The sequence below is a fragment of the Akkermansia massiliensis genome, assembly GCF_023516715.1.
GTDB classification, from domain to species: Bacteria; Verrucomicrobiota; Verrucomicrobiia; order Verrucomicrobiales; family Akkermansiaceae; genus Akkermansia; species Akkermansia massiliensis.
This window is the reverse complement of record NZ_JAMGSI010000001.1, coordinates 58,766-72,673: the sequence shown is the minus strand read 5'-3', so window position 1 is coordinate 72,673 and position 13,908 is coordinate 58,766. Positions and strand designations below refer to the sequence as shown.

The following is a 13,908-nucleotide window of genomic DNA, read 5'->3' as shown; positions in this document are numbered from 1 at the left end:
TGGAAAAATCAGGTTACAAATTCATCAATCCGTTCATCAGGTCGCTCCCGGTCTTGAGCCCCTTCTCTGCGGCGTCCTGAAGCTGGGGCATGACGGGAGCGGGAACCTGGTCTGCGGCCGGAATCCTGAACCCCCCGTTACCCTTTTCCGTGCCATCCTTCCCCCTGCCTTCCCCGGCCCCCTTGTTCAGCAGGCGCGACGCGACGTCCGCCACTTCCGCCACCTTGCCCATGCCGATCTCCGTCAGGCGGTCTCCCGCCGCCTTGATAAGCCGCGCGGACAAGTCTTCCGACGGGTTGTCCAGCGTGCCGCCAATGTTCACATTGGCCCACACCAGATTGCCTCCGGCTCCCTGGCGGGAAGCGGAAAACACGTCGGAAAAGCCCGGCAGGGCGCTCCACAGGCCGTCGGACCGCAGGCCCACCTGCAACCTTCCGTTAAGCTCGCCTCCTTTTCCGATTTCCAGCCAGCCTTCCACCCTCACCAGATTTTCGCTCTCCACCAGAATGTCGGAGACATGCCAGGCGGCTTCCTTATAGCGGAACTGGGCGGACGCCTTGTGCAGGGGGAGCTGGCGGAATCTGGAAGAACCGCAGAAGAGAGCCAGCCTGTCCAGGACGGGAAGCCCGGTCAGCATCCCGTCCTGCAATCTTACCAGCCCGGCCACATGCGTCACGCCGTCCCGGCCGCCGCGCAGGTCCACCCCGCCGCTCACACTGCCCTGGACATGCTTCTTCCAGTCATTTTCCAGGATGGAAGAGGCGGGAACGCTGTTCACCACCATATTCGCCGTCCAGGAGGAGGAAAGGCCGTCCCAGTCCCCCTTGATGTCCACATAGCCGCCGGCATCCGTGGTCAGGCGACAGGAGGGAACGTTCACCCGCCTGCTGGAATGGTTGAACTGCGCCGTGCCGGACATCAGGGAAAACTCCGGACAGCCCTTGAAGGGAAGGAGCAGCCTGCCCCCCTGCACGTCAAACTTGTACTGGCTGGACCCGGCATCATGGGTACTCTCCACACGGGTTCCGTTCAGGGCGTACAGCCTGCCGGGAACACCGTAGGAGACGGACAGGGAATCAATGCTCCCCTTTTCCAGGCGGAACGTATCCGGCAGGATATTCTTTTCCACCCAGCTCCTGGGTCCCTCTTCCTTTTCCCGGAAACGGAAGGGCGCCGGGGCCAGTTGAAGCTTCAGCTCCGCAATATTCACGGAGGTAATCACAAAGGCGCGCTTCAGCAAATCCCAGCGGCTGAACTCCGTTTCAATGTTTTTTGCCTGGAGGGAGGTTAAAAACTCATGCCCTTCCATCGTCACGCCGTCGCACCGGATGCCGGAACCGTCCCAGTCCAGCGGGGCTATCCTGGCGGCATCCACATTCATGTCGTCAACGGCGGACTGCCCCAGCATGGTTAAAAAATCGTCACTCTTCAAATAGGACCTGACATACAGGTAGGAGCCGGCTACCGCCGCCACAGCCAGCACCAGAGCCCCCAGCACGCCCCACAGCAGCAGCTTTTTCCAAATGCCTCCGGCACGGGGCTTTTTCCTGCGTATCCTCCTCATTCTGGACATGGTAACAGACTATATCAAATCCGGCGGCGGTCAAGCCTCCGGATTGGACCTCCGGCTGCCGCAAGCCACGGATAAACGGACATCCGCGCCGGTTTTCCCCCGCCTACCGCGGGCCGTGGTACACCTTGTGCCTTCCGGACGCCATGGTGATAAAGAGCAGGAACAGGGTGTAGGCCGCCAGAAAGCCCATCGGAATAACCGCGCCATGCTCCCCGCGTCCCAGCGCTTCAATGGGGGCGGCCTGCTTCACCCAGATGTTCTGGGCCAGCCAGGTCAGGAAAATCGCCAGCAGCAGCGTGGGCGTCACGAACTTCATGATGAAGCGGTAGATTCTGGGAATGCGGATGACGGAACCGTCTTCCAGATCCATCAGCCCCCGGTCCACTCCCAGCTTCCAGGAGAACAGAATCATCATCACCATGGCGCTTACAAAGAAACACAGGGTGCCCAGGAAGAAATCATACGTATCCATCGCCAGCAGGTTGCCGCTGTACCAGGCGACGATCAGCGTGCCCGTGGCCGTGAAAAAACCCTGCACCACCACGGCCATCTTGCGTTTCAACCCCATGAACTCTTCAATAAAGGACAGGCCCACCTGCATCATGGAAATGGAGCTGGTAACCGCCGCCACGGTCAGGAGCAGGAAAAACAGGCTGCCGAAGATCACGCTGGAGCCCATCTTGGCAAAGGCCTGCGGAAGCACCATGAACCCCAGCGCAAAAGTTCCCTGCCCGGCGGCTCCGGCCACCCCCAGGAACGCCACGGCGGCAGGCACCGTCATCATGCCGGCAATGCCCACCTCGCACACCTCGTTGGAGGCGGCCGCGGAAAGGCCGCTCAATGCGATGTCCTCCTTCTTCCTGACGTAGCTCGCATAAGTCAGGATCAGCCCCGTCCCTACGGAAAGGCTCAGGAACACCTGCCCGGCCGCCGCTATCCAAAGTTCAATGTTTTTCAGGCCGTCCCACAACGTCACCTCGGTCAGCCTGCGGGTTCCGCCGGACATTTCCACCTGCCGCACGGCTTCATCCATGGCCCCCCGGTGGGAGGCGGACACCATGGAAACCGTCTTCCACTCCCCGCTGTCCCGGTCCTGCTCCTCCACCAACACCTTGCTGGGATTCCACATATACCCCAGCCCCTGCTCAATGCTGCGGTCCGGATAGGATGGGTCCGGCGTGCCGATGCACAAAATGCGCACCAGCAGCACCAGGGAAATCAGCAGGAGTATCGGCATGAACCAGCGTGAAAACATCTCGATTCCCTTGCTGATGCCCCGGTAAATGATTCCCAGGTTCAGCAGGATGACCCCGCCGACGATCCAGAGCAGCCCGTTGTCGGACAGCAGGGCGCTCCCGTCCCCGTACATCCCCGTGAAACTGAAAAAGGTCTGCGCCGTTCCCTCAGCCGTGGCAAATACCTCCGGCTGGGTCAGCATCTTCCAGAAATAGCCGCAGCACCACGCCTCCACCACCATGTAGTAAAAGGCCACGGAGGAAGGGCCCAGAACCGCGAGCACCCCCAGGAACTTCCACAGCCTGGACCCCTTGGTCAGGTACCAGAATACGCCGGGGGCGCAGTGGGCTCCCATCTGGCCGCCGCGCCGCCCGATGGACCACTCCGCCCATGCCACGGGCACGCCCACCAGCACCAGCATGAGACCGTACGCCACCATGAAGGCGCCCCCGCCGTACTGGGCCGCCAGCCCCGGAAAACGCAGAAAGTTGCCCAGCCCCACGGCGCTCCCGGCCACAGCAAGAATCACGCCAATTTTGCCGGACCACTCGTCTTGTTGCGCCTTTGAGGATGACATGCAGGCAATACTGACAAAAAAAGCTTCATTTTCAAGAGAAAACAGGCCCTTTTGCCACAGAGAAGGCATCATTGCCACTTGACTTTCGTTCGTTTTTTGGAATCATTCTTTTAGAACCAAACCAAAAAACCGACCATGCTCCTCATAGGAAAACCGGCACCTCATTTCAGTGCAAACGCAGTTGTAAACGGTACCATCGTACCGGATTTCAGTCTTGACCAGTTCAAAGGCAAAAAGTACGTGATCCTGTTCTTCTACCCGAAGGACTTCACGTTTGTGTGCCCCACTGAATTGATCGGCTTCCAGGAAGCCCTGGGCGAATTCGACAAGCGTGACGTAGCCGTCGTAGGCTGCTCCACGGACAGCGAATTCTCCCACTGGGCCTGGGTGAACACCCCCCGTGACCAGGGCGGCATCCAGGGCGTGAGCTACCCCATCGTTTCCGACATCAACAAGACCATTTCCGCCGACTACGGCGTTCTGGCCGGAGACGAGGAAATTGACGAAGACGGCAACGTGGAAGTCAACGGGGAACTGATCGCCTACCGCGGCCTCTTCCTGATTGACAAGGACGGCATCGTCCGCCACCAGCTCATCAACGACTTCCCGCTGGGACGCTCCATTGATGAAGCCATCCGCGTGGTAGACGCCCTCCAGCACTTCGAACTGTACGGAGAAGTCTGCCCCCTTGGCTGGCACAAGGGTGAAGCGGCCATGACCCCGTCCCACGAAGGCGTGGCCTCCTACCTCAGCAAGTAAGCTGCCCCGACAATATTTCAAGGCCGTTCCCTTTTCCGGGGAACGGCCTTTTTGCCGCTTTTCTCTAACATATAAGTATTGACAACGGATCCTTCCGTTCTAATTTACCCGGAATGAACTACTTCATGCCGGCTTTCCTGTTGATTTCTGCCCTTGCAGGCTCCGTCTGGGCCGCAAATGCCCAAGCGCCTGAAAACATCAGGGACCTTGAAACAGCCTATCAAAAATTCTGCACCAGGCGCGGGGAAGCTCTTCTTCCCGCATTTTCAAAAAAACTTCTCGCCCTCCAGCAGCAGGCGGTCAATCAATCCGACTTTGAAAAAGCCAAACAGATACAATCCGTTCTTCAAAACATCAAAAAAGATATTCTCTCTCCGCCTTCTTCCAACACCATCGACCCGTTCTTCATAGGAAAGGCGTGGAAAAAGAACGGGGACAGCAACGAATTCACGCAGTTTCTGGATGCCGGACTGAGGCGGTTCTCAAAAGACATTAAACAAACAGCATTCCAGCCCCAGGACCAGTGGGCGGACCCCGGAAAATCCTCCCGGGAAATAGTGGTCTTCACCGGGGAGCCCCTGCGCATCTGGGTTAAAAAAGACGACTCCACCATCATTCAGATTTACAAGGACTCCAGTACTGACTGGCTCACCCTGCAAGACGGCAGGCAAAACATCATCAAATCACCGGAGCCGGGATTGAACAACCTGCATCAGGAATTCCTGACGGAATACTCCAAGGCGTGCCAGCCGTTAACCCGGAAATATCTGGCCGCCGTGGAAAAAAGGCAGAAGCAGCTGGCCCAGCAGGGAAGCATGGAGGAAGCGATCGCCATCCACAATTACATGAAGCCATTCAATTCCGAGGGCAGACCGGTGGACCAGCTGTTAAACGGAATCTGGAAGAACCAGGCGGGAGAGCTGTATGACTTTTCCAATAAATCAAAAGCGGCCAAGAAAGGCCCGGACGGTTCCCTGAAATTTTATCTGGTTTATACGTCCGCCAGTCCTGCAGGGGAATGGAAAATGGCTCGTGTGGACCGGGGGACGGAAAAGGGCATGGAAGTCATTTTCTTTTCCGCCGGAGGAAAAGTGTACCTCATTCCGAACAGGCCCTCCCGCTTTTTCTCTATCTTGACGCGCGTATCCGGTACCTGACGGCCCTTTAAGGCGCACATTCCCGGCTATCCCCCCTCCCCGGCCGCGGCCTCTCCCTTTCCGGAAATGCCGGAACTGTCATAAATCAGGAGGAATACGCGCACGCCCCTTGAGCCGCACAGGGGTGTTTGCTACATCCTTGGCATGAATATGGATTTCATGGCAGCCGCATCCTCCAGGGAAGATATCTGGACAAGAACCATGGATTTTCTGAACATGCCGGACTGGCTCAAGCTGGAGATGGTGCAGTCCGTGGGCGCCAAAATCCTGCATGTGGTGATATGGCTGGTGGTCAGCTGGATTCTCCTGAAGCTGCTCTGCCAGGTGCTCCGGAAAATCACCGCCCTGAAAATGTCCCCCCAGGCGTCCCGCCTGACCGTTAAAATAGTCAAGGAGGCAGGCTACATCATCATCGGCGTGGAAGCCTTCGCCCTGATGGGGTTCGACATCCTCACCCTGCTGGGCGCGGCCAGCATCATCGGCGTGGCGGTCGGCTTCGCCTCCCAGACCTCCCTGTCCAACATCATCAGCGGCCTCTTCCTGGTGGGGGAAAAGCAAATCAACCTGGGGGACATGATTGAAGTGGGCGGCATCACCGGCAATGTGGACTCCATCAACCTCATGTCCGTCCAGCTCCGGCTGCCGAACAACACCATGGTCCGCATACCCAATGAAATGATCATCAAAAACCCGGTGAGCAACATCACCCGCTTTTCCACGCGCCGCTGTGACCTGGACCTGGGCGTGGACTACAATTGCGACATTGAACACGTCGTGAGCATATTGCAGGAAGTGGTCAAACAGAACAAGCTCTGCCTGGACGACCCGGCTCCCGTCATCATGTTCACCGGATTCCAGGATTCCTCCCTGGGATTCAAAATCGGCGCCTGGTGCCTGAAGGACAACTTTCTGGACTGCCAGAAAACGCTTGCCCACGACATCAAGCACCGCTTTGCGGCAGAGGGCATTTCCTTCCCCTTCCCCACCCGCAGTCTGGAGAGCAGAAGCCCCATCCAGGTGGAAATCTCCGGCACGGCGGAGAAAAATCAGTAGGTGCTCTCTTTTTGCTTTCTTTTTGCCCCGTGAAATTTCAATCTTGTCTGCGTAAAATCCGCATCTATGTCTGACACATCCGCACCCGCCTATCAAAGAATCCTCCTGAAACTCAGCGGAGAAGCCCTGCGCAGCCCCGGCAGCATGGACAACATTTCCCCGGAAATCGTCGCCCGCATTGCTGAAGAAATCGCCCAGGCGCACCGCGCCGGCGTGCAGATCGGCCTGGTCGTGGGCGGCGGCAACTTCTGGCGCGGGGCTAAAGCCAGCGTGCGCGGCATGGACCGCGCCACGGCGGACTACGTAGGCATGCTCGCCACGGTGATGAACGCCCTGGCTCTCCAAAGCGCGCTGGAACGCGCGGGAGTCCCCTGCGTGGTGCAGTCTGCCATTGAAATGAAAAACGTGGCGGAATCCTTCATCCGCCTGAAAGCCCGCACCTACCTGGACAACAATAAAATCGTCATCTTCGCCGCCGGCACCGGCAATCCGTTCTTTTCCACAGACACTACGGCGGCCCTGCGCGCCAGCGAGATCAATGCGGAAGTGGTCATGAAGGCCACCTCCGTGGACGGCGTTTATGATGCGGACCCCAAGAAGGTTTCCGACGCCAAGCGCTTTGACGCCATTTCCTACCAGGAATGCCTGGAACGCCAGCTCAAGGTGATGGACTCCACGGCCTTCACCCTGTGCATGGACAACAAGAAGCCCATCATCGTATTCGACATGCACACGCCGGGCAACATCACGCGCGCCCTGCTCGGGGAACCCATCGGCACCACCATCAGCTGAACTCCGCACGCCCCTTTTTCCAACCTACAAAAAACACTTAGCACCCACCACAATCATGGACGCAGAAACATTAATATTGGAAACGGAGGAATCCATGCTCAAGGCCGTGGACTTCGCCAAACAGGAATTCTCCGGCGTACGCACGGGAAAAGCCTCCCCCGGCCTCGTTGAAAACCTGGACGTGCACGTCTCCAGCTACGGCTCCGTCATGAAGCTGAAGGGCCTGGCCGTCATCAGCACGCCGGAACCCCGCCTCATCCTCATCCAGCCCTTTGACCCGAGCACCGTCCATGACATCGGCCGCGCCATCAATGAAAGCAAGTTGAACCTCAACCCGCTGGTGGAAGGCCGCTCCATCCGCCTGCCCATTCCCGCCCTCACGGAAGAACGCCGCAAGGACCTCGTGAAGCTTGTCAAATCCCAGGCGGAAGAAGCCCGCGTGCGCGTACGCGGCGCCCGCAAGGCCGGCATGGACTCCGCCAAAAAGCTCAAGGCGGACAACATCGTCACGGAAGACGGCCAGCGCGATCTGGAAACGCAGATCCAGAAGCTCACGGACAAGTACGTGAAGGACATTGACGAGCTGGTGGCCGTCAAGGAAAAGGACATCATGACCATCTGAGCCAGAACCATCCATCCCCAACCATTTTACGACAATGACAGACAACGTAACAAACTTCCTCGCCTCCGGCATTGAAATCAAGGGAACCATCCGTTTCCAGAACGACATGCACATCGACGGCAAAATCGAAGGTGAAATCATTTCCGACAAGGGAAAAGTCACCATCGGAGAAACCGCCCAGATCAAGGGCGACATCACCGCCGGAGACGTGCGCATCTACGGCAACGTAGAAGGCAAGGTCACCTCCGACCGCTGCGAACTCAAGCAGCAGGCCCGCGTCGTCGGGGACATGAAGACCCGCAGCCTCGCCATGGAAGAAGGCGCCCACCTGCTGGGCCGCACGGAAATCGGTTAAAACCGCGAACCTCATTTTTTCATCAAGCCGTTCCTTCCTGCGCGAGGGAACGGCTTTTTTACGCCCGGTGGCAGGGCAGCCCGGCAGAAAAAGAGGAATACTCCGCTTGAAAAACCGGTAAAGACGGAAAACTCCCATCCGGGAGCGGAAGGCTCCCGCCTTTCGCATTTACGTCCGTCCGAAGCAAAGCTGGGCTTTCTTCCCTTTCTCCCGCAGCCGCACTTGATGAGGACCGGAAGGCCCTCATTCCCGGGCGGAACGCCGATTCCCACTTTTGCGGCAGGCAGGCCAGGCCCCCGGTGGAACCTGGCCGCCAACAGGGCAAAAAACGGGAGGTGGAGCAAAAGCCGCTCCGTTATCCCGCTTCCTCAGGAAAGGGGCGGACGCACGATGGACCAGGAACGCGGCTGCGCGGGGTCCAGCACCTTCTTGATAAAGGCGTTCACCTGGTCCAGCTCCATGTTCCTGATGGCGACTGTCTGCCGTTCAAACGCATCCAGGGGCAGCCCGAACAGGATATCCAGAGCCAGCATCTGGCACAGGGCTCCGTTGGACTGCATGGCCAGCAGGCGGGAGGAAAGGGCGGACGCCTTGGTGCGTTCCAGCTCCTCTTCCGTCATGCCGCGCTCATGAATCATCTCCAGAGTCTTTTCCAGCCGCCGCCCGGCTTCCTCCAGTTGTTCCGGAGAGGTGCCCAGGTAGAAGCAGATGCCTCCGGCGTCCATGCCGATGAACAGGGAGGAGCTGGCATAGTAGGCCAGCCCGGCTTCCTCCCGGATGTTGGTGAAAACGGGACCGGCCATGTCACTGCACCAGGCCTGGAACAGCAGCGCCTGCGCCATTTCCGGGGAAGCCACGTCCACGCACGGCATTCCCACCACCAGCACGGCTTGCTGCTTGTCCAGCACGGACACCTCCCGGCCAGCGCGCAGCGCGGGCGTGGGAGTCAGGACCGGCGGCATTCCGGCCCTCATTCCGCCAAGACGCTTTTCCAGAAGAGGGAGAACCTCCTCCTTCCTGACATCTCCGGAAATGCATATCACGGCATTGGAGGCGCAGATGATGCGTTCATACTGTTCCTTCACGTCCCGCACTGTCAGTGAAGAAAGGCTCTCCGGCGTGCCGGACGGGGAATTCCCGTAGGAAACATGGCCGTAGGCCACCTTCCGTTCCTGCCGGAACGCCACGGAAAGCGGATCTTCCAAATCCTCCTCCGCATCTGCCACAAAGGACTCCTTCTCCCGGAGGAAGGCGTCCTCCGGGAAGGAGGGATTCATCACCACATCCGCCATCAGCTCCAGTCCGGAATCCAGGTCTTCCGCCAGAATCTGGCAGCCCACGCTCAGGGAATTGTTGCCTGTGGAGGTATTGATGGCCCCTCCGATGTCCTCCAGAAAACGCGCTATGTCCCCTGCAGAACGCGTGGCGGTCCCTTTCAGCAGGCATTCGGACATCAAATCCGTCACCCCGGCGTCATGTTCATTCTCCGCACGGCAGCCGGCCTTGAAGGCCAGGCAGGCATAGGCCAGCGGAAGGCGGTGGTCCTCACGAATCACCACCTTCATGCCGTTGCCAAGCACATGCTCGCTCAGGGCCGTTTCCGTCCCGGCGGCGGAACCGTCTTCCTCCGCGGCGTTGCTGCCCACGGGATCCAGGCTGACTTCCGTCACATTCGGGGAGGACAGCCAGGTGGAGCACACGCGGTGCAGGTCTTCCGTGGTCACCCGTTCAATGGCTTCCTGCCATTCTGAAGACAGGTTCAAATTGCGCGCCCCGAACCAGTCCGCCCCCATTTCCGAGGCCACTCCGGCGGCGGAACTCCTGCGGCGCAGGCGGCTGACCCGCGTCTGCTTGCAAACTCTCTTCAAATCCTCCGTAAAATCCTCCTGTGCCAGATTCCGCAGTTCCTGGAGCACCAGGTCCCGCACCTTGTCACGCTGGGCGCGGTCCACGTCAATGCTGATGGTGAACGCCCCTTCGTCAGTCTCGGACTGGTTGGAATGCACCTCAATGCTGTACACCAGCCCCAGGCGGTCGTGGAACTTTTCATAAAAACGCGCGGAACGGCCCCCGCCCAGGATGCTGGCCAGGGCGGAAAGAGCCGGCGTATCCGGATGGCCTGAACAGGGCAGGCGCCAGGCAAGGTTCAGTTTGGAATAAGGCACGGCAAATTCCTTGCGCACCCTGCGGGAACCGAACTGGTGCGGTTCATGGGGAATAAGCTCCCGGTTCAGGGGGCGGGACTTTAAATCCTCCACCAGCAGTTCCAGATGGGAAAAAATCTCCGCGGCATCCACATCTCCCGCGATGGAAAGCACCACATTGTTCGGAACATAGCGGCTGGCATGGTAATCCAGCACGTCCTGGCGCGTCAGGCAGTCAAACGCGGCGGGTTCCCCCAGCACGGGCCAGCGGCGCGGATGCTTGAGATACAATGTCTGCATCAGAAGCTGGTAAGCCACGGAATCGGGATCGTCCGCGTACATGGCCATCTCCCGGCGCACCACCCCCTTCTCCCGCTCCAGTTCATCCTCCGGGAACGTGGGGAAAAACACCAGCTCCGTCAGAAGGTTCAGGAAAATCTGCCAGGAATCCGCAGGGCCGTCTATATAATACACAGTGCGGTTCACGCTGGTATAGGCATTCCAGTGGCCGCCGCGTTCCTGGACCTTGCGGGCCAGGTCCTGCCCGGAATAATGCTCCGTTCCCTTGAACACCAGGTGTTCCAGCAAATGGGAAAGGCCGCTCCCCTGCCAGTGGCCCTCATTCATGGACCCGGTGCCCACCCAGTACTGAAGGGACACTACGGGATGGGACTTGTCCTCCTTGATCAAAACCGTCAAACCGTTTCCGAAACGGCGCGTCACAGGCTCCTTGGCTGAACTCATGTTTCTTAGCGTGCCTTAAGACGGCAGGCCATGCAAGCCGCCGCTCCGTCCACGCCGCGGCACTGTCAGACTTACCCCGGTTTTAAAAAACGCAGTTGAATCGAAAACCTTCCTAAAAAAAACATGCTGACTGCACATTTTTTTGAACAAATCTTAAACTCTGTTACTCTATCAGTCGTAGAACGGCAGATTATGTGCCGTTTATCATCAACAACACCAACCTCACACATCATCATATGAAAAAGATCCTCGCTGTAGCAGCCTTTGCTTTCGCATTCAGTGTCAACGGTTACGCCCAGGAAGCCGCCGCTCCGGCCGATTCCTCCGCCCCCGCTGCTCAGAAGTGCTGCAAGAAAGACAAAAAGTGCGACAAGAAATGCGACAAGGAAGGCAAGTGCGGCAAAAAATGCGACAAGCCCTGCAGCAAAGGTGAAAAGCCCTGCGACTGCTCCAAAAAGGAAGAAGCTCCCAAGGCCTAACCTCACGGAAACCATCACAATGAACGCGAACCCTTGCCGAACCCTTTCGGCAAGGATTTTCTCCACCGGGTGGGCGTAAAACCGTCCGTCCCGTTGACCATGAAATTACTTGATTTGAACCTTCAACCCATTTTATAAATTGTCATCATGAAAACGACTTCCATTCTTACCATCGGCTGTGCGGCCATCGCGCTGTCCATCACCTCCTGCACCAACTTCGGTTCCCCGAACGCCTACAACCTGAACGAAATCGGCGGCGCACAGGAAACCTATACCGGTACGGTCACCAGTGTGGAAAACGTCAAAATCCAGGCCAATAACGCCAATACCGGCACCGGCATCGGTGCAGTGGCGGGCGGCCTGACCGGCGCCATGTTCGGCGGCGGCAACGCCAAGTACGCCACGGCAGCGGGCGGCGCCATTCTGGGCGGCATCGCCGGCAACCAGATTGACAAGGCCGTGAACAACACGACCGGGGAACGCATCACCGTGCGCCTGGACCAGAAAAGGAACGGCACCCGCAACTACACGGTCGTGCAGGTCGCCAGCAGGAACAACCCGATCCAGGTCGGACAGCGCGTGCGCGTGATCATCGGCAACAACGGTTCCCGCGTGCTGGCCTACTAATTGGCCCTCCTTCACTGACCAGCTACATACCGGCATGATCTTCGGCACCTTACCCGGCGGCGCTCCAGTAGAACTGTTTGAACTGTCTTCCGACAAGCTGACGGTACGCATCAGCAACTACGGGGGGCGCATCATCTCCGTCGTCAAGGACGGCATGGACATGATCGTAGGGCCCAAGCACTTTGAAGACATGCTGAAAGACACCTGTTATTGCGGTGCGATTTGCGGCCGTGTCGCGAATCGCATCGCAAAAGGCAGGTTCTCCATTGACGGAGACTCCCATTCCGTGGCCGTCAACAACGGCCCCAACCACCTGCACGGAGGCGTGCAGGGCTTCGACAGCAAAATCTGGCAGGTGCAGGAAGCCACGCGCAACACGCTGGTGCTTACCCTGCACTCCGCAGACGGGGAGGAAAACTATCCCGGCAATCTGGAAGTGGTAGCCACCTATACCGTGGTGGAAGAAACCCTCCACCTCCGGCTGGAAGCGTACGCGGACGCGGCCACCATCGTCAACCTCACCAACCACGCCTACTGGAACCTTTCCGGCAAGCCCACCATTGACTCCATGACGCTGGAGGTGCGGGCTTCCGCCTACACCCCGGTGGACGCCACCAACATTCCGGACGGCCGCATCCTTCCCGTGGAAGGAACGGACTTTGACCTGCGGAAGGCAGCCCTGCTGGGAGAACGCAACTCCGCCGCCCATCCGGACACCGCCGCCGGACTGGACCACAACTACGTGCTGGATTCCGAACCCGGCGACAAAATCGCCGCCATCCTTCTGGACCCGGAATCCCGCCACCGCCTGATCGTGGCGACGGACGCGCCCGGCCTCCAGGTGTATACCGGGGAATACCTGCCCCAGGCGCGCCAGGGAATCGCGCTGGAAGCCCAGGGCTTCCCCAATGCCGTCAACACGCCCCACTTCCCCAGCGTCATCCTGCGTCCCGGCCAGTCAGCCACGCGCAATATCACCTGGACCGTCAGGTAAAAGGCATATCCGCAGTCCCCTGCGCGGGAAAGGCAGGAAATGTTCCGGCGCGCCAAACTCCGGAACCCCGTCTTTCAGCTTTTCAGGCGTGCGCTGTCAAGACGCCGCATAAAGGGCTTCCGCCACCACCTTTTGCAGGCCTTCCGCCATGCGTTCCATGGAACGGCCCACAAAAATCAGGTCCGCCACGGAAATCAGATTGTCCTGATACTGTTCCGGCAGGCGCGTGAACGTATCCGTCATGGCCGCCGCATGCTCCGCCAGCGTCTCCAGCGCGGGAACCAGCTCCGCCAGAGCCTTCCCGTCCCAGGAGGAGACGGCCTTGTTCACCGCTCTGAACTGCTCCGCCATCTCCCGGTAAACGGGGTCCGCCTGGGCAGCCTCCCGGATGCGGGGGCGCTTGTTAAGCTTGTTGGCCCTCTTGGCGATCGTCACGGCCTCATCCCCGATCCGTTCATACATGGAAGACATGCGTATGGAAGCCAGCACCACCTTGAGATCGGAGGCTACGGGACTGAAAAAAGCCAGCAGATGCAGGCCTTCCCGGTCCACCGTCATTTCCAGCTCATCCAGCTCCTCATCCTCCGCAATGGCCTGGTTGGAGGCGGATTCATTCTGCTGCAGCAGCCCGGCGGCAGCCAGGTCAAGGGCGCTCTGCGCCTTGTAGGCCATCTGGAGCAAATGCGTATTCAGGGAGGAAAGGGCGGCGTCAAACTCCCTCAGGGTGTGCGCGTCGTGATTCATGATTAGGAATATTGGCTTGATGACTGGCGGCGCTTTTGCCGGCATGGTAAAA

At 58.9% G+C, this 13,908-nt stretch carries 13 protein-coding genes; 9 read left to right on the top strand and 4 right to left on the bottom strand.

Going from position 1 to position 13,908, the window contains the following annotated elements; all coding sequences use genetic code 11:
* Positions 1 to 13: 13 nt before the first annotated feature.
* Both M8N44_RS00305 and M8N44_RS00300 read right to left on the bottom strand, forming a co-directional pair.
* Positions 14 to 1,573: a hypothetical protein gene (locus M8N44_RS00305; RefSeq protein WP_102721012.1), complete on the bottom strand. Its 1,560-nt coding sequence runs from the start codon at positions 1,571 to 1,573 to the stop codon at positions 14 to 16.
* A gap of 103 nt (positions 1,574 to 1,676) precedes the next feature.
* Positions 1,677 to 3,386, bottom strand: coding sequence for an SLC5/6 family protein (locus tag M8N44_RS00300; protein ID WP_180971681.1), 1,710 nt, complete (start codon positions 3,384 to 3,386; stop codon positions 1,677 to 1,679).
* 135 nt (positions 3,387 to 3,521) lie between these two features.
* Here M8N44_RS00300 and M8N44_RS00295 point away from each other — a divergent pair, with 135 nt between their 5' ends.
* The 6 genes from M8N44_RS00295 (at position 3,522) to M8N44_RS00270 (ending at position 8,124) form a co-directional block, all read left to right on the top strand.
* Positions 3,522 to 4,145 (top strand): peroxiredoxin, encoded by a 624-nt coding sequence (locus M8N44_RS00295; protein ID WP_022396296.1) that lies wholly within the window; start codon positions 3,522 to 3,524, stop codon positions 4,143 to 4,145.
* Between the two features lie 113 nt (positions 4,146 to 4,258).
* The gene (locus M8N44_RS00290) at positions 4,259 to 5,302 is read left to right on the top strand and encodes a hypothetical protein (protein ID WP_102721014.1); all 1,044 of its coding nucleotides are present in this window, start codon (positions 4,259 to 4,261) and stop codon (positions 5,300 to 5,302) included.
* Between the two features lie 144 nt (positions 5,303 to 5,446).
* Positions 5,447 to 6,355, top strand: coding sequence for a mechanosensitive ion channel family protein (locus M8N44_RS00285; RefSeq protein ID WP_102721015.1), 909 nt, complete (start codon positions 5,447 to 5,449; stop codon positions 6,353 to 6,355).
* A 66-nt stretch (positions 6,356 to 6,421) separates the two neighbouring features.
* Positions 6,422 to 7,147 carry a UMP kinase gene (gene pyrH / locus M8N44_RS00280; protein ID WP_022396299.1) on the top strand — a complete coding sequence of 242 codons (726 nt, stop codon included), beginning with the start codon at positions 6,422 to 6,424 and terminating at the stop codon, positions 7,145 to 7,147.
* A gap of 55 nt (positions 7,148 to 7,202) precedes the next feature.
* Positions 7,203 to 7,769, top strand: coding sequence for a ribosome recycling factor (gene frr, locus M8N44_RS00275; protein ID WP_022396300.1), 567 nt, complete (start codon positions 7,203 to 7,205; stop codon positions 7,767 to 7,769).
* Positions 7,770 to 7,803: 34 nt separating this feature from the next.
* On the top strand, positions 7,804 to 8,124 hold the full coding sequence (locus M8N44_RS00270; protein ID WP_012420356.1) for a bactofilin family protein: 321 nt from the start codon (positions 7,804 to 7,806) through the stop codon (positions 8,122 to 8,124).
* 368 nt (positions 8,125 to 8,492) lie between these two features.
* Here M8N44_RS00270 and M8N44_RS00265 read toward each other — a convergent pair whose 3' ends face one another.
* The gene (locus M8N44_RS00265; protein WP_102721017.1) at positions 8,493 to 11,012 is read right to left on the bottom strand and encodes a M16 family metallopeptidase; all 2,520 of its coding nucleotides are present in this window, start codon (positions 11,010 to 11,012) and stop codon (positions 8,493 to 8,495) included.
* A gap of 236 nt (positions 11,013 to 11,248) precedes the next feature.
* On the opposite strand from M8N44_RS00265, the gene M8N44_RS00260 reads away from it, so the two are divergent.
* From M8N44_RS00260 to M8N44_RS00250, 3 genes are all read left to right on the top strand, one after another.
* Positions 11,249 to 11,491 (top strand): hypothetical protein, encoded by a 243-nt coding sequence (locus M8N44_RS00260; protein ID WP_022396302.1) that lies wholly within the window; start codon positions 11,249 to 11,251, stop codon positions 11,489 to 11,491.
* A gap of 147 nt (positions 11,492 to 11,638) precedes the next feature.
* The gene (locus M8N44_RS00255) at positions 11,639 to 12,118 is read left to right on the top strand and encodes an outer membrane lipoprotein (protein WP_022396303.1); all 480 of its coding nucleotides are present in this window, start codon (positions 11,639 to 11,641) and stop codon (positions 12,116 to 12,118) included.
* Positions 12,119 to 12,152: 34 nt separating this feature from the next.
* On the top strand, positions 12,153 to 13,112 hold the full coding sequence (locus tag M8N44_RS00250) for an aldose epimerase family protein (protein ID WP_022396304.1): 960 nt from the start codon (positions 12,153 to 12,155) through the stop codon (positions 13,110 to 13,112).
* 96 nt (positions 13,113 to 13,208) lie between these two features.
* On the opposite strand, the gene M8N44_RS00245 is transcribed toward M8N44_RS00250, so the two are convergent.
* On the bottom strand, positions 13,209 to 13,856 hold the full coding sequence (locus M8N44_RS00245) for a phosphate signaling complex PhoU family protein (RefSeq protein ID WP_180970978.1): 648 nt from the start codon (positions 13,854 to 13,856) through the stop codon (positions 13,209 to 13,211).
* Positions 13,857 to 13,908 lie beyond the last annotated feature (52 nt).